Below are 22,524 nucleotides of genomic sequence, written 5' to 3' on the forward strand. Positions count from 1 at the left end.
ATGGCATTACGAACTCCGGTAAACGAAACAGATTATCTTTTTGGCCCAACGCAGGCCCCTATAGAACTGGTTGAATACGGCGATTACCAATGCCCTTATTGCGGAAAAGCGTACCCGATTGTAAAGGGCCTGCTGCAACAGGTGGGTGATCAGCTGAAATTTGTTTTCCGCAATTTTCCGCTTTCAAAAATCCATCCCCAGGCCCGGATGGCCGCCATTGCAGCGGAAGCCGCCGGATTGCAGCATAAATACTGGGAGATGCACGATGTTATTTATGAGAACCAAAAACGGTTGCATCACACCGCATTACTGGAATACGCAGCCAGCATAGGTTTACAAATGGACCAGTTTACAGCCGATATGGAGCGCGAAGACCTGGCTGCAAAGGTGGATGGCCACTTTTACAGCGGTATGCGAAGCGGCGTAAGCGCCACCCCTACTTTTTTTATCAATGGAGAAAAATATACCGGCAGCTGGGAAAATGATGATCTGTTGAAATATATCAAAAGTACTTTTCCTTGAAATTGACGTACTTTCGCCGCATGGCGGAAACTACATTTTCTATTGAGAACACGCTTTCGAATTTACAGATCGACGAATTGAATGAGATGCAGAAGGCATCGCTGGAAGCCAATAAAACCTCCAATGGAGTGGTATTACTGGCCAATACCGGTTCTGGAAAAACGCTGGCTTTTCTGTTACCCGTAACGCAATTACTGGAAAAAAACCGGCCTGTAACCCAGGCTTTGATCATTGTGCCCTCCCGGGAACTGGCCCTGCAAATTGAACAGGTGTTCAAAAAGATGGGAACGGGTTTAAAGATCACCTGTTGTTATGGCGGCCACAAACGGGAAACCGAAGAAAACAACCTGTTGCAGGCTCCCGCCCTCATTGTAGGTACACCCGGCCGGCTGGCCGATCATATCCGCCGTGGTAATATTACTACCACTCATATCGAGACCCTGGTACTGGATGAGTTTGACAAATCGCTGGAAGAAGGTTTCGATGAAGAAATGTCCTTTATTATAAGCTCCCTGCCCGCCCTTAAAAAGAGGATCCTTACTTCAGCCACCGAAGCTGTGGAAGTACCGGAGTTTGTAGGCCTGCAGGAGCCCGTTAAAATAAACTACTTAACAGGCGAACAATCACCCGCCCTCGCTGTTCAAATGGTTAAGAGCGACGACAGGGACAAAGCTGAAACATTGTTCAGACTGATCTGTTACCTGGGCAATCGCTCCACTATTATCTTTTGCAATCAACGCGAATTTGTAGAACAGGTAAACACTTTTTTGAAAGACAAAGGCATCGTGAGTGTATTTTACCATGGCGCTATGGAACAGCGCGACCGCGAAGTTGCTTTAAGCAAATTCCGCAATGGCAGCTCCAATGTACTAGTGACCACAGACCTGGCTGCCCGTGGACTGGACATTCCCAATATCCGTTACATTGTACATTATCAACTTCCCACTTCACAGGAATCTTTCACCCATCGTAATGGCCGTACGGCCCGCATGGAAGCCAGCGGTACCGCTATCTTGATACTGGCACCACATGAATATTTACCGGAATATATTACCCCCGAACCGGCTACTATTGAACTGCCCGCCGATGCTGAGTTACCGCAAAAACCCGGATGGACAACCTTCTTTATAGGGGCCGGTAAAAAAGACAAAGTGAATAAGGTAGACATCGTTGGCTTTTTTACCAATAAAGGACAGCTGAAAAAAGAAGACATCGGGTTAATTGAAGTAAAGGATTTCTTCTCCTTTGTGGCTATACGCAAATCCAAAGCCAGCCATACCTTGCATACGATCAAGGATGAGAAGATCAAAAACAAAAAGATAAAGATCGATATAGCAAAGTAAACCTGCCTACAATCAGTAGTTTATTAAGCAGATATTTGTTATATTTAGTAAATCGAATCTGTTCTTCGAATTACTAATCATCAACATTACCATTGCTTAGCTCGTTTCATACGCATAAGAAGCCACTTAAAATTGGCTTGATTGATCTGGTAAGTAAAGGTCCTGCCAGTACTTTATGGGCTAAGATCATGCATGCTAACCTGGCCAGTATTATGCCCCAGGTAATTGCTACCTGGTGTGAGCAGGAAGGTCATCAGGTTACCATGATCTGTTATACCGGCTATGAAGACCTGAGTAAAGAACTTCCAACAGAACTGGACCTGGTTTTCATCAGTTGTTTTACACAGGCAGCATTGTTGGGATATGCGCTTAGTAATTATTACCGAAAGCAGGGCGCGGTAACGGTTCTGGGTGGGCCACATGCCCGATGTTATCCGGATGATGCCATGCTTTATTTTGATTATGTACTGGGCTTTACCAATCGGTCTACCATCACAGAAATACTGAATAACTGCACGCCCCAGCAACCCACAGGAAAACTATTAAGTGCCGGTAAACAACCGGCATATTTTTGTGGCGTAGAGGAACGCTGGAAATTTATAGAGCCTACTTTAAAAAAAGCACCCTTTCTTCAAATTGTACCCATGCTGGCCAGTGTGGGTTGTCCTTATACCTGTCCATTCTGTATAGATTCAACAGTGCCTTATCAGCCCTTGGATTTTCAAACCATAAAAACAGATCTGCAGTTCCTGCTTACAAAATATAAAAAGCCCTGGATAGCTTTTCATGACCCGAATTTCGGCGTTCGGTTTGAAGATAATATGGAAGCCATTGCTTCGGCAGGCGCTCCTAATAGTTTTCATTTTATTGCAGAAAGCAGTTTATCTATTCTCACACCGCCACGGCTTGACCGGTTAAAACAAAATGGATTCTTTGCCCTGTTGCCAGGCGTGGAGTCGTGGTACGACCTGGGTAATAAATCGGGATCTTCACATATTTCAGGAACAGAAAAAGTCAACCGCGTATCCAACCACGTTAATACCATACTACGCTATGTACCCTATGTGCAAACAAATTTTGTGCTGGGGCTTGACAGCGATGCAGGTAATGAGCCATTTGAACTGACCAAGCAATTTATTGACCAGACGCCCGGTGCTTTTCCGGGCTTCTCCCTGCTTACCGCTTTTGGTGAAGCGGCCCCCCTGAACCTGGAGTATCAACAACAGGGTCGGGTACTCCCTTTTCCTTTTCATTTCCTTAACAACCACCTGGCAATGAACATAAAACCCAGAAATTATGACTGGGTAGACTTTTATGACAAGGTCATCGATGTTACGAGTTATGCGTTTTCTGCCAAAGCCATTTATCGCCGGTTTACCCATTCAAAAGGCATTACTTCGCGTTGGATGAATTTTATGCGGGCCATTTCCTCAGAAGGATGGGGACGGTTAAAATTCTATAAACAAATAAGACAGCAACTTGTTGAGGATAAGGGATTCAGAAAATACTTCGAGGGAGAAACACTGCAATTGCCAGCCTTTTATTCCAATATCATAAAAAAAGACCTCGGTAGCTGGTGGCAATGGCTGCCCGGATCCGCGCTTTCCCACAACGCAAATGCCTATCGTGACAAAACGATGACTGCAAATAAATAAGCTCGAATTACCGAAAAATTTGCGTACCTTTACTATTATCCATTTGAGCTTCGCATATCGTATTGGGCTTTATTCTTTAAATAGCCACACTATTATTTCCCTATTTATTGCATTACTCAGGTAACTCAACCCGCAGCTATTATCTTATAGGCTGCCTGGATAACAGTACGAAACAATAATCCTGCACAGCAGGAATCACTAAAATTTTAATATGTCAAAATCCCAGGAAACATTTAACAAAAAAGAAAGAGAAAAAAAACGCCAAAGAAAACAGCAGGACAAACAGGAGAAAATGCTGGAACGTAAAAATAACAAGGAAAAAAAGAGCCTTGAAGATATGATGGCTTACGTTGATGAAAATGGTAATTTAACCTCTACACCTCCTGATCCAAAGAAAAAGAGAATATTCCGCCAGGAAGAAATGCAGATCAGTGTTCCTAAACAGGAAGAAAGACCTGCAAATGAAAGAAGAACCGGCGTGGTAAGTTTTTTCAACGACCACAAAGGATTTGGATTTATCAACGACAGTATCACTAAAGAACGAATATTCGTGCATGTGAACGAACTGTCAATCGCAATAAAAGAAAATGACAAGGTTACGTTTGAGGTACAAAATAGCCCCAAGGGCCTGGTTGCCTTAAACGTAGAGCTGGTGAAATCCTGATAATTTAATTATCAGGTCTCCCCTGCTTATACATGTTGTTTTATGAGATCAATTAATTGCTTTTTACTAGCTACACCTGATTGCCGCCAAACAGGCCTACCATTTCTGAATAGAATAAGCGTAGGTACGCCACTGATCTGGTAGGCCTGAGCTATTGCGGGCATTTTATCTACATCTATTTTAACAATCCGGGCGCTGTCGCCAATCTCCGATTTTACTTCTTTCAACACCGGCGCCTGTACTTTACATGGACCACACCATTCCGCAAAAAAATCAACCAGCACAGGCTTATCATCATGCAATAAAGATTGAAAATTCTCTTTCATACGTATTATTTTTTAAAACTATCCTGTAATTTTTTTATCAGTTCTTTTTGTTCTTCCGTAAAAGAATCGGGCAACTTCGCTTCCACTTTTATATACAGGTCACCAACCCCCTGTTCATTGTACACCGGCATCCCCTTTCCTTTCAACCGGAACTTTTTGCCGTTTTGTGTACCTTCCGGAACAGTGATGGTCACTTCCCCTGAAAGTGTTGTAACCGGTACTTTGCCGCCTGCCATTAATGTAAAAGCATCTACCGGCACATCTACATGCAGATCGTTACCAGTTCTTTTAAATACATGATTCGATTGTATATGTACGGTAATAAATAGATCGCCGGCTTTGCCTGAGCGGCCTTTCATTCCCTTTCCCTTCGATTTTAACACCAGCCCTTCATAGGCGCCCGGCTTTATTTTAACCTTTAACTTTTCTGTACCCAGGTCAATAATGCGTTCGGTACCGGTAAAAGCTTCCTGCAAGGTTATGGTTGCTTCCCCTTCAATATTCCGGCCTGGTATTTCCTGTTGAAAGCCGCCATAACTTCTTTCAGATCCACCGCCGCCAAAAAAGGAGTTGAAGAAATCTGAAAATCCGCCGCCACCAAAAAGGTCATCGGCGTTACCGTTATATTCGTAATAACTTTGTCCGCCACGCTGGCCACCAAAGCCACCACCACCGGCACCACTGTAATCAGCGTTTTCATACTGCTTCCAGTTAGCGCCCAGCGTATCATACTTCTTACGCTTTTCAGGATCGCTCAGCACTTCGTTAGCTTCAGTCACTTCCTTGAATTTTTCCTCGGCCTTTTTATCACCCGCGTTTTTGTCGGGGTGGTATTTAACAGCCAGCTTGCGGTAAGCTTTTTTTATCTCGTCCTGAGAAGCTTTTTTATCTACTCCCAATACTTTATAGTAGTCTTTATATTCCATTATAATCTGCTGTTTTGTAACTGATTTGTTTCAAATACTGTACCTTTTCATAAAGTAACCCGATAAGCGTATTGACAAAAGTCAAATTGGCATAAAACACAAAATTATTATAACATTTTGTCCCTTGCTGCCATCATAGGTTTTAACTATCAATTTATAGAATTAATTGATTTCGCTTATTTCCCCAAATTCCTAATTTTAGCACCCCTACCCAATAAAGCAAATGTTCTTCAATACCATAAACTTATAACAATGGAAAAAGATTCAAAAGACATCAGTAAATGCCCCTTTCATAATGGCAGCCTGAAACAGAACGTTGGCGGTGGCGGCACCCGCAACCGCGATTGGTGGCCCAACCAGTTAAAGCTGAATATCCTGCGTCAGCATTCGGAGAAATCAAATCCTTTGGGCAAGGAATTCAATTATGCGGAGGCATTTAACAGTCTTGACCTGGAAGCAGTAAAAAAAGACCTGCACACCCTGATGACAGACTCGCAAAGCTGGTGGCCTGCGGATTTTGGGCATTATGGTCCTTTGTTCATTCGCATGGCGTGGCACAGCGCGGGTACTTACCGGGTATTTGATGGCCGCGGTGGCGCCGGTTCCGGCCAACAACGTTTTGCGCCCCTGAACAGCTGGCCCGATAACGTGAGCCTCGATAAAGCACGCAGACTGCTTTGGCCCATTAAACAGAAATATGGTAATAAACTCTCCTGGGCCGATCTGCTGATCCTTACCGGTAACATTGCCCTGGAGTCGATGGGTTTTAAAACATTTGGCTTTGCCGGCGGACGCCCCGATGTGTGGGAACCCGATGAAGATGTATATTGGGGTGCTGAAAATACCTGGCTGGGTGGCGACATCCGTTATGCGCACGGTTCACCCGGCGTGGTGGAAGGCCATGGTGTATTATCTGCCGATGAGCCTGCTGATGGGGATATTCACAGCCGCAACCTGGAGAAACCGCTGGCTGCCGTACAAATGGGTTTGATCTATGTAAACCCGGAAGGTCCTGATGGAAATCCTGACCCGATTGCTGCTGCAAAAGATATTCGTGATACGTTTGGCCGTATGGCTATGAATGATGAGGAAACAGTTGCCCTTATTGCGGGCGGACACAGTTTTGGCAAAACCCATGGTGCGGCACCTGCTACCCATGTTGGTAAAGAACCCGAAGCGGTTGACCTGGAAATGCAGGGCCTTGGCTGGAGCAACAGTTATAAATCCGGAAAAGGCACCGATACCATCACCAGCGGCCTGGAAGTTATCTGGACAAAAACGCCTACCCAATGGAGCAATAACTTTTTTGAAAACCTGTTTGGGTTTGAATGGGAACTGACTAAAAGTCCTGCCGGCGCCCACCAATGGGTAGCGAAGAACGCAGACAGCATTATCCCCGATGCGTATGATGGTTCAAAAAAGCATTTGCCCACCATGCTTACCACCGATCTTTCTTTGCGGTTTGATCCGATATACGAAAAAATTTCCCGGCGCTTTTTGGAAAACCCCGATGCCTTTGCCGATGCATTTGCACGTGCCTGGTTTAAATTAACGCATCGCGATATGGGCCCGCGTGCCCGTTACCTTGGTAACGACGTGCCTAAAGAGGAGCTGCTTTGGCAAGATCCCATTCCTGCTGTTGATCATACCCTGATCGACGAGAAGGATGTGGCTGCTTTGAAAGAAAAAGTTCTGGCATCCGGATTAACCGTATCAGAACTGGTGTCCACAGCCTGGGCTTCGGCTTCCACTTATCGTGGTACCGATAAACGCGGTGGTGCTAACGGCGCCCGCATTCGCCTGGCCCCGCAAAAATTCTGGGTAGTGAACAATCCACCTCAATTACAAAAAGTATTAAGCAAACTGGAAGCCATTCAAAAAGAATTCAATGGCGCGCAATCAGGTGGCAAGAAAGTTTCATTAGCCGACCTGATCGTACTGGCCGGTTGTGCCGGTATTAAAAAAGCGGCTAAAGATGCCGGATATGACGTGACCGTTCCATTTACACCTGGCCGTATGGATGCTTCACAGGAACAGACCGATGTGGAATCGGTAGGTTACCTGGAACCGCATGCTGATGGTTTCCGCAACTACCGCAAAACCAGATCGCATGTTTTAACCGAAGCCTTGCTGATAGATAAAGCGCACCTGCTTACCTTAACAGCGCCTGAGTTAACGGTACTGGTTGGTGGCCTGCGTGTGCTGGATACCAATTTCGATGGCAGCAAACACGGGGTGTTCACAGCACAGCCCGGTAAACTCACCAACGATTTCTTTATAAACCTGCTCGATATGAACACGGCCTGGAAAGCAGCCACTGAAGACAGGGAACTGTACGAAGGTACTGACCGTACTACCGGTCAGGCGAAATGGTTAGCTACCCGCGCCGACCTGGTATTTGGTTCCAATTCAGAACTGCGGGCCATAGCCGAAGTTTATGGCGCTTCAGATGCCGGGGAACAATTTGTAAAGGATTTTGTGGCCGCGTGGAATAAGGTAATGAACCTGGACAGGTTTGAGATATAGTCTAAATTCTTTATACATCTAACTAAAACGACTGTCTATCGGTTAAAGACAGTCGTTTTTTTTATTTTTCATACCTACGTGCTTGCACTTGTGTAGTCCCAGGTATATATTTACTACCATAACTACCACAATCAAATGCAATTGTCAATCCGTCCTATGCTGCTGGTGATGCTCGTTAGTATCCCGGCATTTTTGCGTGCGCAAACTTTTTCGGTTCTTAAACACATTGGACCTACCCAGGGTGCCTCGACGCCAAGGTTTATTACAGTTCTAAATGGCATTAATTATTTTGTTGCCAACAATGGCATTGGTGGAGATGAATTATGGAGATCCGATGGTACCGATGCAGGTACGGTAATGATAAAAGATATTTATCCAGGTATAAATGGTACTGTAGTGGTCAAAGACATCAGTTCGGGTAGTGCAGGTTCCGGCGCCAGCAACCTGTACAATTTCAATGGCACCCTGTTTTTCAGCGCTAAACGGAGTAACTACTTCTTCGATTTTTCTTATGAATACCATTACAGTACCCGCGGGCGTGCCGTCTGTTTTAACACCCTCTATTTTGCTGCTGCAGATGGCGTCAATGGATCGGTAATGGAACCGGTGGCGCCGAATTATACACCAGCGATGGCACCAATACGGGTACTGTAATGGTAAAAGATATAAACGGATTGGCATCGACCTCAAGCCTCAGCAATTTAAGAAACATAAACGGCACCCTCTACTTTACAGCAAATAACAATATGACAGGCGCTGAACTGTGGAAAAGCGATGGCACCAGGTTCAACTGGTAAAACAGTAATTTATAAGGAAGATCTTATAATAGTAAAGGCTGTCCGCCAGTGTTTGGTGGACAGCCTTTATTTTTTAGCAGTAATGCATTAAGGAACTGCCGGCGTTGAATTCTGATTCACTATTGGCCAGATACCGGGCTTGGGGAAACTTACCCCTCTGGTATTGCCACGCTTTGCTGAATCGGATCCAAAATAGTACAACGGCCAGCCTCTATAGGTAAGCTGGGTTTTACCAAACACATCGATCTTACTAAAATCGGCTGAATTGAACAGTGAGGGTACACCCTGCACCTGACCTAATGTATCAATCGGCCAGGCTGCGTTGTTACTGAAATCCTGCTTCGTAAACAAATTTTTATTGAATCTGTCGTTCGTATAAGCATATAAGGTGCGGCCGTAGGCATCGGTAAGATACGGCACCACTTCATCACCTTCCACGTATTTGCTGGTATAATGTTTTGTATCGTTCCCTATTAACTGCGTATAAGCCAGCATTACCGAATAATCAGGTTTGGCAGTGAACCACTTGCCACCAAATGCTTCCCCTTTTATATCGCCGGCTAATGTATCTTTTGAATAATAATACAAAGGCCAGCCTTTATAGGTGGTTTGCTGCTTTCCGTCTGTGCGGGTAATGGTCGAAAAATCAGCAGCGGCAAGGCCATCAGACAAATCGGGTGCGTCTACATAAAATACAGGCCAGGTGGTAGCACAACCGCCACTGCAGGCTGATTGCCCATTGGCATCACTTGAAAAGAAATAAAGTGTTTTTCCATTCACATCAGTGAGAATGCTACCCAACTTATCGTTTTGCTTAAGTTGCACATTTTTAATTGCGGGAGGCGGCAGTTCTTCATGGTCGTGAGTACAGGCGGTGGCGAGCACAAGCAGGCTGCCCGCTGCCCATACAAGCAGGGAACGTTTCATAATAGGTTTTTTTCTTTGATTATTAAAGGAAAAGGGATTGCAGAGCGCTCTGCAACCATTGCATTCTGGTTAACACTATAAGGATACGTGGAAGTAAGCCTGCGGGTTTCCTTAGCTGCCCAAAAAAATTAAAAAGCCGTTAAATTGGGGATATCTTTCTTAAAACGACGTGGTACAATTTTTTAGGCTGTATTTACTATGGTTTGAACCGATGAAGCAAATAAAGATCATAGGGCAGGTTCTGGTAAAATGTTTTAAGAATTTTATGGATGATAAGGTCCTCAAACTGAGTTCATCCCTTGCCTATACTACTGTTTTTTCATTTGGGCCTTTACTGGTTGTGATCATCTATTTTTGCAGCATCTTTCTAGGACAGGAAGCAGTACAGGGAAGGATCTACGACCAGATGAAACAATTTGTTGGCCCCGATGCGGCGCTTCAATTGCAAACGATCATCAGGAATGCCTCCCTGAGCGGAAAGGGAACAACAGCACTGGTAATTGGAATAGTAACCTTGTTATTCAGTGCTACTGCTGTATTTGCTGAAATACAGGATTCCATTAATACCATTTGGGGATTTAAGGCAAAACCGCAAAAAGGTTTATGGTTATTCATCAGGACCCGCTTCTTATCTTTTTCAATCATTATCAGCCTTGGCTTTTTATTATTGGTATCCCTTGCGGTAACCACCATTGTGGAAGGCCTGAGCGACCGGTTAAAAAGCCACTTCCCGGATGTTACTGTTATTGTTTTTTATATTTTAAATTTAGTGATCTCGTTTCTGGTGATCGCTACCCTGTTCTTACTGATCTTTAAAGTGCTGCCCGATGCAAAAACAAAATGGAAAGATGTGTTGCCGGGAGCTATAGCCTCCAGCCTGCTGTTTATGATAGGTAAATTCGGAATCTCCTTTTACATTGGCCAAAGCAAGATCGGCTCTACCTATGGCGCAGCCGGCTCACTGGTTATCTTGTTATTGTGGGTATATTATTCTGCCATTATATTATACCTGGGCGCTGAATTTGCAGAGGCCTGGAGTTCGCATAAAGGTACTTCCCTGCAACCCAATGATTATGCAGTAGCTTTGAAGAAAGTTGAAATAGAAACTGATAAGGATAATAATACTACCGTAAAAGAAACCAACAAACAGTCGGACACTAAATAAAAAAATCGCACCTTTTCAGGATGCGCCTCCCTCTTCCCCATCGACATAGTCTTCTCCTTTATCTTCTATACTTTTTCTTTCCTTATTCAAAAGGGAACTAAGTGGCCCTTTCATATTTTCCTGGGGATCAGTTTTATGAAGCGTTTCAGGATCGGGTTGTGAAACCGGGCTATCTTTCTTTTCCTCATCCTGTTTTTTGAGATCTTTCTTGTTATTATCTTCCATAGTCAAGCTTTACTTACCTACGAAAAAAATTATGCCAGCCTATTTTTTGTAATAAACATTAAAGGTTTGAATAAGGACCGTATCAAGGTCCAGGGTATTTAAAAGGGGGTTGATCATTAAACACATTGTTCAGCTTATAAGTACGAACTGGAACTTATTAGAATACAATTTCATATATCTTTCTGGGGTGTGCTAAAGTTACTATTCAATTTTAAAATGTGCAAGCGAATGTGCCAGACCGGTATTGGCTCACTAAATATTTATTATCTTCCCAAAACAAACACTTTTATATGGCATCCGTAAACAGAAGAAATTTTATAAAGAATTCCGGTCTGGCTACCTTACCTATGCTGGTGGCCAATCCTGTGTTGGCAATGGGAACTACCAATAATCAATCTGCCGCAGGTACGCAGGTCATTAAATTCATGGGTGATGGAGAAATGTTTGAACCTGTTGATTACCTGAACATCTTACAACAGGCAACCATTGTTCGGGATTCCTATGGCGCCGGTGGGTCGGTTGAGGCACTGGAAAAAAAGTTTGTAGAAATAACCGGGAAGGAAAAAGCGGTGTTTATGCCCAGCGGTACTATGGCCAACCAGCTGGCCATAGCGGTATTAAGTGGTGAAAACAGCAAAGTGTTTGTGCAGGATACCAGCCATATTTACCGCGATGAAGCAGATGCTGCCCAATCAGTTTATCAAAAACGCCTGATGCCCCTGGCAAAGGATGAACCTTTTTTTACAGCGCAACAACTGCAGGCTGCGGTAGAAGCCCTGCCATCGGAAGAAGTATTTAAAACCGGCGTGGGCGCCGTATCTATTGAAAACCCGGTACGCCGGAGCAACGGACGAATGGTACCCATTGAAGAGTTGCGAAAGATCAGCGCTTACTGCCGCGCTAACAACATAAAACTACACCTCGATGGGGCCCGGATCTATATGGCGGCTGCCTGGTCGGGTATTTCTGTTAAAGAATATGCCTCCCTATTTGATACTATTTATATTTCATTGTACAAATACCTTGGCGCTGCCGGCGGCGCTATGCTTTGTGGTGATAAAACTATAATTGATAAAATGCCCCATCTGATAAAAGTGCATGGTGGCAGCATGTATGGCAACTGGAGCAATGCCGCTATGGCCCTGCATCGCCTGGAAGGTTTTGAAGGCCGGATGAAAAATACGGTGCAAAAAGCCAATGAGTTATTTGAAGCGTTAAATAAAATTCCCGGCATCACCATAAAACCCCTGCCTGGCGGCACCAATATTTACAGCTTTGCTTTGTCGCCTAAGATAGAGATCACCAAACTAAGAGACGCATTAAACACCAACTATAACATCCGCATCGGCCGGGTAAATGAAAAGAACGAAGGTTTTATTTCGGTAAACGAAACCCTGCTTTACCAGGATAATAACTATATCATCAACGCTTTTAAGAAAAGTATGGCATAAATAAAAAACCTCCCGATAAACCGGGAGGTTCAATATCATGCTAAAATCGATTTACGCTTATGCCGTTTTTTTCGACTGTTCTATATTGGGCAGAAACCCGGTGATAATGCCAAGCAAAGGTAAAAAGGCACATACCTTAAACACATAACCTACACTGGTCATATCAGCCAGTTTACCTAAAATGGCAGAACCAAGTCCACCCATGCCAAAGGCAAAACCAAAGAACAAACCGGCGATCATTCCCACCTTACCGGGTACCAGTTCGGTTGCATACACTAATATTGCAGAGAAAGCCGAGGCGAGAATAAACCCAATGACAATGGAAAGCACGCCTGTCCAGAACAGGTTGGCGTAGGGCAATAACAAAGTAAACGGCGCCACACCCAAAATGGAGATCCAGATAATATACTTTCTTCCAAAACGATCGCCCAGCGGTCCACCCAGCAAAGTGCCTGCAGCTACCGATGCCAGGAAGATGAACAGGTGTATTTGCGATTGCTGTACAGTGAGGTGGAATTTATCGATCAGGTAAAAAGTAAAATAACTGCTCATGCTGGCCATGTAAAAATACTTTGAGAAAATGAGCACCAACAATATGGCCAAAGAAGCGATCACCCTTGACCGGGGTAATTGCAGGTGTGCTACCGGTGCAGCTACTTTGTTTTTCTTTCTCAGTTCCAAATGATCTTTATACCAGGCACCTACTTTTATCAATACAACAATAGCCAGGATAGCAACCAGTCCAAACCAAATGATGTTGAATTGTCCGTAAGGTACAACGATCAATGCGGCCAGCAGGGGCCCAATGGCAGCGCCGGCATTTCCTCCTAACTGGAAAATGGATTGCGCCAGTCCTTTTTTACCACCAGAAGCCAGGTGTGCCACCCGCGAAGATTCAGGATGAAAAACAGAGGAACCCATCCCCACCAGGCTTACACTAACCAGGATGGCTATAAAGTTGGAGGCCAGAGATAATGAAATAAGTCCTGTTAAGGTAAAGCCCATGCCTATGGCCAGTGAATAAGGGCGGGGCGTTTTATCAGTAAAATGCCCCACAAAGGGTTGCAGCAAAGAAGCGGTTAATTGAAAGGTAAAAGTGATCAATCCGATCTGGGTAAACGACAAATGATAACTATCCTTTAGAAGCGGATAAATAGACGGAATAACCGACTGCATCATATCGTTCAGCAAATGCGAAAAACTGATCGTAAACAGAATGGAATAAATAGTTGTTTGCGCCAGTGCTTTGGGATCAATAACTGCCGGGGTATTGGTTGTTTTCATCATAAATAATCAGATCATCTGATGTTTAAATACAAATCTTTTATTGCGATTTATGTCCGATAATTCTTTCAGCCGTATTCCAGGCCTTTTTGGTATCGTTTCCTTCAATGGCTTTGAGCAATTGTTCGTGTAAGTTTTGCGTTTGACGGAAATCGGTAGTATCGTTATGTATGGTAAGGAACCAGTTCTTTATCTGTACCGTTAAGGTTTTGTATAGATCTGCCAGGATCTCGTTTTTGGCAGCCACCGCAATGGCGGTGTGAAACCGGATATCTGCCTCAACACATTCTACCAGCTGGTTCTCTGCAGCCGCTTTTTTGCGTAACGCCAGCCAGTGCCTGATTTCCCTGAGGTCATCTTCTGTGCGGTTAACAGCCGCCTTTTCGGCGATCTTCATTTCTATCAACTGCCTTATTTCATCGATGTCTTTAAAATCAGCCCGTTTTAACCGTTGCGGCAATGGCTCCTTAATTCCTTCCGCTCCTTCTACAAATGTGCCCAGTCCCTGCTGTACCCGCAACAGGCCCGAATTCACAAGGGTTTTGATAGCCTCACGAATGGTAGAGCGCCCAACCCCAAAAGTTTTCATCAATTCGGGTTCAATGGGCAGCTGTTCCCCGGTTTTATACTTCCCCAGGGCAATCTGTTGTTGCAATTGAGCAGCTACTTCGTCTGCCAGTGAACGGCGTGGAATTAAATTGTTCGTCATATCATCTGATGATTGCAAAGGTAACGCCTTCCTGCTAAATTCTCCTATTATTTAGGCATTTAACAAGTATTTACCCATTTAAACTAATTAATTAGTTGTTTAACTAAACAAATAGTTATAGGTTTGTTGCATGCAGCAGCTACTTCGATACACCCTGTTGATCGCGGGCCTGTACCTTTATTGTAATGCGAATGCCCGGCAGGACACAACCGGTACCAAACCGGCAGCGGATTCAACCAAAACAAAACAGTTAAAAACCGTGGTGATAACTGGTCAGAAACGGTTTATCGAACACCAGCTCGACAAAATAGTAGTGAATGCCGGTGCCCTTGTTTCAACCGCAGGTGGCAACGCCATAGATGTGTTGAATACAGCGCCAGGCGTGTTGGTAGATGAAAACGGCGGTGTAAGTTTAAAAGGCCGCGATGGGGTAATTATTTATATCGATGACAAACCAACCCGGTTGAGCGGTACAGACCTGGTAAATTATTTGCGGTCGTTATCGGTTTCCATGATCGATCAAATTGAGTTGATGTCGAACCCCTCCTCCCGGTATAATGCAGATGGTGCCGCCATCATTAATATAAAGCTAAAGAAAATAAAAACCCACGGGTTTAACGGGAATGCAACCGTAGCAGCTTCACAAGGCCGTTATTCCAGGGCGAACAGCAGCCTGCTGTTTAATTACAGGAACAGGAACCTCAATATCTTTTCAATCGTGGGGTATGGCATCTATAAAGGCTACTTCAGTTCGAACCGGCAAAGGGTGTATACCTATCCCAATAATTTATTGTCTTATACGCTGTTTCAAAATGTAAACGAGATCCATCATGACCAGAGTTTTAATTATCACCTGGGCCTCGATTATTTTGTAAGCAGGAACACTACAATAGGTGTGTTATACAATGGGCTAACGGTGCCTTATAGAGAAACCGGTAAATACAATAACCAGTTTAACGGCAATTCAGACAAATCCGATTCGTCTGTTTTTTCAAACAGCCGCTTTACAACCAACACCAATCGAAATGCCCTGAACCTGAACCTGCAACATTTTTTAACAGGGCGCCGCCGGGAAATAAACATTAACCTCGATTACCTGCAATACAGTCAGCACGCCAATCAACACCTGGAAAGTGAAGTGCATCACCTCAATGATACCCTGACAACAATATCCGCATTGATTACTGAAAGCCCTTTTACAGCCACTATATACAGTGCAAAAGCCAATTACACCGATACGTTATTCACCAATATTAAATGGGAACAGGGCGTGCAGGCCATTTATTCAGAAAGAAACAATACCAGCAACTATTTTAATCAATCGGGCAATGACCTGTCTCCGGATCTTCAGTTAACAAATAAGTTCCGGTACCGGGAAAATATAAATGCAGCTTATATAACCCTGCAAAGAAACTTCAAGCGGTTTTCAGCGCAAGCCGGCTTACGGTTGGAAAGCACTGCCGGGAATGCCTTGCAATATAATATGGCTGCCAAACCCGACACCTCTTTTTCCCTCCATTATGCCAACCTCTTCCCCACCCTGTACCTGATGTATAAACTAGACAGCAGCGGTAAAAGCTCATTGGGGTTTTCGGCAGGCAGAAGAATAGAACGGCCGAGTTACAGCGACCTGAATCCTTCTTCTTTTTATTTCGACAGAAATACAACCAACACCGGTAACAGCTTGTTGCAACCCGCCTTCAGCAATAACCTGGAATTAACCTACTCGCATAACCGGTTTACCGCTGGTATCAGTTATAGCCATACCAAAGGAATAATAACCCGTGGATTTAAACAGGTGGGCGATGCTTTTATTTCCCTGCCCGTGAACGTTGATCAGTTTATAACTATGGGTACCAGCATAACCTGGACGCTCAATATTACCCACTGGTGGACGGCAAACATCAACCAGGAATTCATCAACCGGCATTATAAGGGCGCTATTTTCAATGAAGGATTATATGCCGATAATAACCTGACCACTTTTTTTCTAAAGACCTATAACCAGTTCAAATTCAGTCATGGCTGGTCAGCCGACATTACCACCACCTACCGGAGTAAATTGTTATTGTGGCAAACGACAAACCAGTCCATTGGGCAGGTATATGGCGGGGTGCAAAAAAAGCTCAATGAAAAGGCCACCCTTTCCCTGTCTGGCAGTGATATTTTTCATACTTCAAAAACAAGAAGGCTGACAAAAATCCAGTATGCGGAAGTTTATTATTATCTGCAAACCGACACCCAACGGCTCACCATCAGTTTCAGCTACCGTTTTGGGAAATCGATTAACCGGCGTGAACGGAAAACAGGTATTGAAGCGGAAGCAGGAAGGGTGAATTAGGGGAAGGACATTTATCTATATTTATACCTCATCAAAATCCTGCACATGAAACCATCCATCTTCTATGTACCGTATTAAATCAGCAATTGTACTATGTGGCGAAATGGTTAAATTATACATATTCATTACTTTTTTTCCATCTGTTTTGAATATTATCGAATGAAAATGAAGCCCAATTCCTCCATGCTTATAGGATAACAGATAGTAATCACCATATTTGTATATATAACCAAGCTTTCTGTGAGGCCATAGGAACGGGCCGGCATCACCAACACTAAAAAATGTCTTTGAGATGGTGAACTTACTGTCGTTTTTCTGATTTAAATAAGTTCTTACAAACCGGGGAAGTGTTTTATATGATCTGATCCGAATACCGCTTTCTGAAAATGCTTCCACAATCGGCAAAACCGTATCCCGGTAAATCTGAAAATTGGAAAACTCATTTACTGTCGCCCGCCTCGAAACAACCAAATGATTAGCGTTTATAATCGCTTTACCATCTGTCATTAAAATTATAGAATGATAATGGTGCGACTTTTCCCGGTGGCTATACGTCAGGTTGTAATTGGTTCCGGATCGCCTTATATAAATAGCGTTGTGGCCTGCATTCGAGGCATTGAATAATTTATTGGCGACACCGGAACTTCCTTCTCTCAGGGCTACATAACTTTTAATAAATCCCGGAAGCTTATTATATGAAATATGTTCGCTATTGTGAAAGTCTTTTTCAATGGCTTCTATCAGGCTATCCTGACTATAACCCCTAAGTGCTCCCAACAACATAAGAAGAAAAATAACATGCTTTCGCTGGGACATCAGGGTACGATTTAGTTTTGTTTTCAGGGATTAATTACCACCTGCGAATGTATATCGTGAAAACCAAATATGCAAGTCAGTTAACATAAAATATTAATATAACCCCTACCTGTAATTTCCGTTTTGTATAAAAACTTTTCCCGATAGCGTGATCCGGGCTGGCGACAAAAATCTATTATTGTGTCATTTTACCATTGGCGGAAATTAAACCCGTTTAAAATCTACCTCATTAAATTCATACTGAATACTGTCCTTGGCCAGCACCTCCAAATGACTATCGTACCCTACCAGTAAATAATGTTTAAAATTTTTCCTGGTGAGCTCCTGGTACCATTTTTCTTTGAACCATTCCGTGTTCTGCACTTCATAAAAGTAAGGATTGATACAAACACCATCCTTCCGGAATGCAGGGCCATAGGCATCCCAATCGTCTGTATCTTCCAGGAAGGTTCCATCAGGGGCTTGTATCAGGTAATCCTTATAGTTGGATTCCTCAAAATTGTAATTAAAGTACCTGCTTTCAGCAAAGGGTTCGAAAATGATCCTGACCCTTTTTATTGAATCATCAGGTAATTTCACCACCGTGCTTGCGATCAGGGTTGATTGTGCCGATCCTTCTATAAAAATTTCATAGGCACCTGCTTCCCAATTCACCGCAACGGGCACCAGCTTACGTTTTTCCTGCATAATTGTTATTTTATTTACACCTTGTTATTGTCTCTTCATAACCAGACCCGTCTTTATTCCAGGTAAGATCGATGGAATGCGATGGTTTATCTTTTTTCAAACGCTTAGGCACCTCATCAAAAGGAACATACACTGCATACTCCGGATTTTTACCGGCAATGGTCAGGGCAGCGAGGCCCCTGTTATTTAAAGTCACTACTTCACCGGTGGGTCTTTTTGTATAGGCGATCACCAACAGATCGGGACTCAATTTATCGTTGCCTATAGCCTCTCCCACTGCCCTTACTGGTTGTCCCACAATTTCATCGGCCGCCTTGGAATATAAGGTACTAAACACGGGTGAACATCTTTCCTGGCCAAACATGATGTTGTCAGGAAAATGAGTGATCTCCCCTACCGAAAAGGGATCGAAATTAGACAACCCGAAGATATCAACTTTTATTGTTGGATCATTTACATACCCATACAATTGCCAGCCACCCAATAACCTGATGGGATCCTGACTGATATAAACCCCTACTTCAGGATCGTAATATCGAAATCGGTTATAATAAAGTCCCGTCTCCACATCTTCATATTGACCAGCAAACCGGAAAGGCAGTTCACCATTACGCCCCTGCAACAATTTCGTTCTGCCATAAATATCTAACGTTCCCGCCCATACACCTTTTCCTGCTGCATCATACATACAATAGGGCGTACCCAAATGATCACCTATAATGCTGTAGGTTTGTCCGTTTACCATTTTGGCAGCCAGTGAATGATATCCTTCATTAAAGATCCAGGTTATGGCATTGGTATTTTCAAAAGCATTGGCAGGATTCGGTTCCGCTTTGTCATAGGTAATTTCTCCCCATTCGCTTACCACCGCCTGAGGTTTTTCATTTACGGAGTATGTCCATTCATGTAATGGCTTATCATTGTCCCATACCCATCGGGTTATTGTACCGCCAGTTGTTTTGGAGATGCGGCGGCCCAGTGCATCATAGGCAAATACCACCTCCTTACCATCGGGCCGTATTACTTTTTTCAAATGTCCATTGGCATACCATTCGTACGATGTTGTTTTGAAGGTACTCTTTTCGGTTTTACCAACCAGGTTCCCAACCTCATCGTACTTAAAAGTATATTGCTCACTTTCCAGCAAAGCGCCGGAGTTGTTATAGGTGCGAGCTGATTTTCCTGTGGTTTCATAAATATTTCCGGCAGCATCAGTTGACCTGTGCACAATGCGATTATCGGCATATTGCGCAAATACCAGGTTACCCAGCCTGTCATGTTTGAAATGTGTATTCCCCTGTGCAAGGGCGTCAAAAATATTAGTCAGGCGGTCATTAGCATCCCAGGTATATTTTTTCCAGCTTTGTATTACGTTCGCCTTATGTACCTGGTGTTCATTGGGCCGGCCCGACTGATCGTATTGCCATTTGCTGGTCAGGCCGCCAGGTAATAGTCTTTCTAGCTCCAGCCCTGCCTGGTTGTATTTCATTTGTGCTTCCCACAATAGCTCCTGCTGCTTTACCTGCATATTCGCTACCAGTCCCAGCTTATTTCGCTGTAATTGAATGTCGGCACCCAGGCTACTCGTTACCTGTATGCGCTCACCGGTTTTATTATACCGACTTTGTACCTGGTATTCATTCTGCATTTCTGTTTCCACCAACCCCATCTTATTGCGGGTAAACGTAACCTGGCTGTGTTCATTGATCGCTTCCCGCAGGTTGCCATTTCTATCATACGAAAATAATTCCCAGCTGCCGTCTTCATGTTCTGCGCGAATAACGCGGCCGTTGGCATCATACTCGTAATTAGTAAAACGGCCATCGGGGCGAACGATCCTCACTATTCTACCTGTAGCATCCCGTTCATAGGTGCGTTGCAAGCCACCAAACCCGGTTTCATTGACAATCTCGCCACGCTTGTTATAACGGAAAATAAAATGCCGGCCTGCTTCGTTTACCACAGCATTCAGCCTTTGTTCCGTATCATACAAAAAGCGCAGCTCCGTCTGTTGCTGTTTTTGTTTGGCCAGCTTTCCCAGCGGGGTATATTCGTATTGTACGGTATAATGTTTATCTGCTGCCTGAACCACTTCCTCATACGCATTGTACGCAAGCTTTACCGTATTGCCGTCTGGCAGATAAATATTGCGCATGCGGTTTAATGGATCAAATTGAAACTGCCGCACATGGCCTGAGGTATTGGTAGATTGTATGCAGTTTCCCATTGCATCGTACTTCCAGCGCGCCACCGATCCATCGGGCCATTGCAAACCGGCCAGGTTCTCGTCCTCATCATACTGCAGCAGGGTTTTACGGTTACCTGATTCAACAACTTCCGTTAATTGTCCTTCTTCATTATATTCATAGCTTATTGTTTTTCCGTAGGGATAATTTACAAATTGCAGACGGCGGGCTTCATCATACCCGAAGGTCTGGCTGCTGCCATCGGGATTAATGGTAAGAACGGGTTGATTGTATTCGTTGTAATGATATTGAATACTGTTTCCATCAGGGAATGTTTTTTCCTGTAACAGACCGCGGTCATTGTAAATGTACCCGGTGATATTACCGGCTTCATCAATTTCCCGGTACAGCTCAAAATCATCGGTATACTCCGTGTAGGAGTGATTGCCATAATGATCGGTTTGCTGTACACACAGGTTGTTCTCATCGAAATAATAAATAGTGGTCTCCCCCAGCGAATTGGTTACTTCATTATACCCCTCACCATATTGGATGAACCCTTCCAGAATACCGCCATCACCCCAGGTATGCACACAACGATTGGCATCATCATACTCCCAATAAAAAGACTGACCATTCCGATCGGTCTTTTTTATCATCAGGTGATCGCGGTACTCCAGCTGAACGGCCTGATTCAACGCATCCTCAATAGTTACCAGGTCGCCTGATTCATTATAAGAATAACGAACCAATACCTGTTCAATCGATTCGTGTTTGAGTGTAACACTGGTAATGCGATGAAATTTATCGGTGGTTAAGAACAATTGCCGGCCAACGGTGTCGGTTATGGCATGCAGATGAGGTCCGGCATAATGCAACTGGATACGATTGCCACTGTAATTCTCTATAAACGACAGCCGCCAGATCCCAGGTTGTTTATCATGGTTGAAATGGTAATACAAGTGATCGTTATAATCTTCCACCAGAAAATGGCCATTGGGTTTACGCCGGATCAATACTTTCTCCTGCGGATCATAAAACACATCACCTTCTGTTAACAATGGAAAGGCCACCAGCCGGCCATCGGCCATCATCATCGACAAACAATGTTCTTCCGGCCATTCCCTGATCCACCGGTCATAATTCAGGTGAACGCCATGTCCCAATTGATCTTCCACAGCAGCATCACTATCCCAGCTGCGGGTAAATGCAAAAGGAATTGGCCCCGGCAATTCAATATCGGTATAAGTATAGTTTACGCGGCCGGTAATCAGATCTATGGGGTCGAAACCCATTTTACACAGCCAGGCGCTTAGCTTTTTGGTGGAGGGAAATTTCTTAAGGAGCTTCTTGTTTAACGCCCTTAACAATTTACCGCCTATTTTACCCAATACTTTCATAAAACAGCCAAATACAAACGCTTTTAGCAAAGCCATCGAGCTAAAGTTTGGCACCAGCGGTCCGCCCACCAATACAGGTTTGCCCCATTGCAGGGGAATACAAAACGAAGTTGGCAGATATAAGGAAGGAATAGGTTTGAATTTTTCTCCAGGTTTGAACGAAAGTGGTAAGCCTATGTCGTTACACGTCATAAGCATGTATCCCGCCCCGCTCATGGGTGCGCCATCTACCGACACAGTTTGGCTGCCAAAGAAATTCTGGCTGTCATTTCCAATAACGGGTTCTATGGAAAAACCAACGCCAAACGGAATATGCACAAACGTGATGATCATCCCGGCCGTATCGGTATTACCACGCGGCACATGGTTTATTTTTACAGTAGCGCCAATAAAGGGTAGATAATCAAAAGGATCAATCACCAATCCGATATAAGGGTGAGGAAGCGGGACAAAAGGCATCGGCGTATTCACAAAATGGATATCAATCCCGATCACAGGTTTAAGGTGCGTGTTCGCAACGTACATAACAGGCTATTGTATAATGGTTATTCCTACGCGAAAATGGTGTCCTAAA

19 protein-coding genes are annotated in these 22,524 nt (G+C 44.0%); 10 read left to right on the forward strand and 9 right to left on the reverse strand.

What is annotated here, in order from left to right; genetic code table 11:
- From BMX95_RS33505 to BMX95_RS33520, 4 genes are all read left to right on the forward strand, one after another.
- Nucleotides 1–522, forward strand: coding sequence for a DsbA family protein (locus BMX95_RS33505; protein ID WP_081202405.1), 522 nt, complete (start codon nucleotides 1–3; stop codon nucleotides 520–522).
- A complete protein-coding gene (locus tag BMX95_RS33510; RefSeq protein WP_242673187.1) occupies nucleotides 519–1,865 on the forward strand; it encodes a DEAD/DEAH box helicase in 1,347 nt (448 codons plus the stop codon). Before BMX95_RS33505 ends, BMX95_RS33510 begins: the two co-directional genes overlap by 4 nt.
- Nucleotides 1,866–2,002: 137 nt before the next feature.
- Nucleotides 2,003–3,520: a B12-binding domain-containing radical SAM protein gene (locus BMX95_RS33515; RefSeq protein ID WP_242673186.1), complete on the forward strand. Its 1,518-nt coding sequence runs from the start codon at nucleotides 2,003–2,005 to the stop codon at nucleotides 3,518–3,520.
- Nucleotides 3,521–3,731: 211 nt separating this feature from the next.
- Entirely contained in the window at nucleotides 3,732–4,184 is a 453-nt protein-coding gene (locus BMX95_RS33520; protein ID WP_081202402.1) for a cold-shock protein, read from the forward strand.
- A gap of 26 nt (nucleotides 4,185–4,210) precedes the next feature.
- On the opposite strand, the gene trxA is transcribed toward BMX95_RS33520, so the two are convergent.
- Both trxA and BMX95_RS33530 read right to left on the reverse strand, forming a co-directional pair.
- Nucleotides 4,211–4,510: a thioredoxin gene (gene trxA, locus BMX95_RS33525; RefSeq protein ID WP_081202401.1), complete on the reverse strand. Its 300-nt coding sequence runs from the start codon at nucleotides 4,508–4,510 to the stop codon at nucleotides 4,211–4,213.
- A 5-nt stretch (nucleotides 4,511–4,515) separates the two neighbouring features.
- Entirely contained in the window at nucleotides 4,516–5,436 is a 921-nt protein-coding gene (locus BMX95_RS33530) for a DnaJ C-terminal domain-containing protein (protein WP_081202400.1), read from the reverse strand.
- 252 nt (nucleotides 5,437–5,688) lie between these two features.
- Here BMX95_RS33530 and katG point away from each other — a divergent pair, with 252 nt between their 5' ends.
- From katG to BMX95_RS33545, 3 genes are all read left to right on the forward strand, one after another.
- Nucleotides 5,689–7,962 (forward strand): catalase/peroxidase HPI, encoded by a 2,274-nt coding sequence (gene katG, locus BMX95_RS33535; RefSeq protein WP_081202399.1) that lies wholly within the window; start codon nucleotides 5,689–5,691, stop codon nucleotides 7,960–7,962.
- 135 nt (nucleotides 7,963–8,097) lie between these two features.
- Nucleotides 8,098–8,616: a hypothetical protein gene (locus BMX95_RS33540; RefSeq protein ID WP_081202398.1), complete on the forward strand. Its 519-nt coding sequence runs from the start codon at nucleotides 8,098–8,100 to the stop codon at nucleotides 8,614–8,616.
- Entirely contained in the window at nucleotides 8,616–8,759 is a 144-nt protein-coding gene (locus BMX95_RS33545; protein ID WP_207631652.1) for a hypothetical protein, read from the forward strand. Before BMX95_RS33540 ends, BMX95_RS33545 begins: the two co-directional genes overlap by 1 nt.
- 87 nt (nucleotides 8,760–8,846) lie before the next feature.
- On the opposite strand, the gene BMX95_RS33550 is transcribed toward BMX95_RS33545, so the two are convergent.
- Complete coding sequence (locus tag BMX95_RS33550; RefSeq protein WP_081202397.1) at nucleotides 8,847–9,686, reverse strand: hypothetical protein; 840 nt, start codon at nucleotides 9,684–9,686, stop codon at nucleotides 8,847–8,849.
- A 211-nt stretch (nucleotides 9,687–9,897) separates the two neighbouring features.
- Here BMX95_RS33550 and BMX95_RS33555 point away from each other — a divergent pair, with 211 nt between their 5' ends.
- The gene (locus tag BMX95_RS33555) at nucleotides 9,898–10,851 is read left to right on the forward strand and encodes a YihY/virulence factor BrkB family protein (protein WP_081202396.1); all 954 of its coding nucleotides are present in this window, start codon (nucleotides 9,898–9,900) and stop codon (nucleotides 10,849–10,851) included.
- Between the two features lie 15 nt (nucleotides 10,852–10,866).
- On the opposite strand, the gene BMX95_RS33560 is transcribed toward BMX95_RS33555, so the two are convergent.
- Complete coding sequence (locus BMX95_RS33560) at nucleotides 10,867–11,076, reverse strand: hypothetical protein (protein WP_081202395.1); 210 nt, start codon at nucleotides 11,074–11,076, stop codon at nucleotides 10,867–10,869.
- A gap of 290 nt (nucleotides 11,077–11,366) precedes the next feature.
- Here BMX95_RS33560 and BMX95_RS33565 point away from each other — a divergent pair, with 290 nt between their 5' ends.
- Complete coding sequence (locus BMX95_RS33565) at nucleotides 11,367–12,527, forward strand: threonine aldolase family protein (protein ID WP_081202394.1); 1,161 nt, start codon at nucleotides 11,367–11,369, stop codon at nucleotides 12,525–12,527.
- A gap of 57 nt (nucleotides 12,528–12,584) precedes the next feature.
- Here the strand turns inward: BMX95_RS33565 and BMX95_RS33570 are convergent, their stop codons facing one another.
- Together BMX95_RS33570 and BMX95_RS33575 are read right to left on the reverse strand one after the other, a co-directional pair.
- Nucleotides 12,585–13,814 carry an MFS transporter gene (locus BMX95_RS33570; protein ID WP_081202393.1) on the reverse strand — a complete coding sequence of 410 codons (1,230 nt, stop codon included), beginning with the start codon at nucleotides 13,812–13,814 and terminating at the stop codon, nucleotides 12,585–12,587.
- Between the two features lie 37 nt (nucleotides 13,815–13,851).
- A complete protein-coding gene (locus BMX95_RS33575) occupies nucleotides 13,852–14,520 on the reverse strand; it encodes a FadR/GntR family transcriptional regulator (RefSeq protein ID WP_081202392.1) in 669 nt (222 codons plus the stop codon).
- Between the two features lie 130 nt (nucleotides 14,521–14,650).
- Here BMX95_RS33575 and BMX95_RS33580 point away from each other — a divergent pair, with 130 nt between their 5' ends.
- On the forward strand, nucleotides 14,651–16,861 hold the full coding sequence (locus BMX95_RS33580) for an outer membrane beta-barrel protein (RefSeq protein WP_081202391.1): 2,211 nt from the start codon (nucleotides 14,651–14,653) through the stop codon (nucleotides 16,859–16,861).
- A 21-nt stretch (nucleotides 16,862–16,882) separates the two neighbouring features.
- On the opposite strand, the gene BMX95_RS33585 is transcribed toward BMX95_RS33580, so the two are convergent.
- The 3 genes from BMX95_RS33585 to BMX95_RS33595 all read right to left on the reverse strand — a co-directional run bounded on the left by BMX95_RS33585 (nucleotide 16,883) and on the right by BMX95_RS33595 (nucleotide 22,475).
- Complete coding sequence (locus BMX95_RS33585) at nucleotides 16,883–17,677, reverse strand: hypothetical protein (protein ID WP_133053978.1); 795 nt, start codon at nucleotides 17,675–17,677, stop codon at nucleotides 16,883–16,885.
- Between the two features lie 204 nt (nucleotides 17,678–17,881).
- Nucleotides 17,882–18,364, reverse strand: coding sequence for a hypothetical protein (locus BMX95_RS33590; RefSeq protein WP_081202389.1), 483 nt, complete (start codon nucleotides 18,362–18,364; stop codon nucleotides 17,882–17,884).
- A 10-nt stretch (nucleotides 18,365–18,374) separates the two neighbouring features.
- Entirely contained in the window at nucleotides 18,375–22,475 is a 4,101-nt protein-coding gene (locus BMX95_RS33595) for an RHS repeat-associated core domain-containing protein (RefSeq protein WP_081202388.1), read from the reverse strand.
- Nucleotides 22,476–22,524 lie beyond the last annotated feature (49 nt).

Source organism: Niastella yeongjuensis (assembly GCF_900110245.1).
GTDB lineage: Bacteria > Bacteroidota > Bacteroidia > Chitinophagales > Chitinophagaceae > Niastella > Niastella yeongjuensis.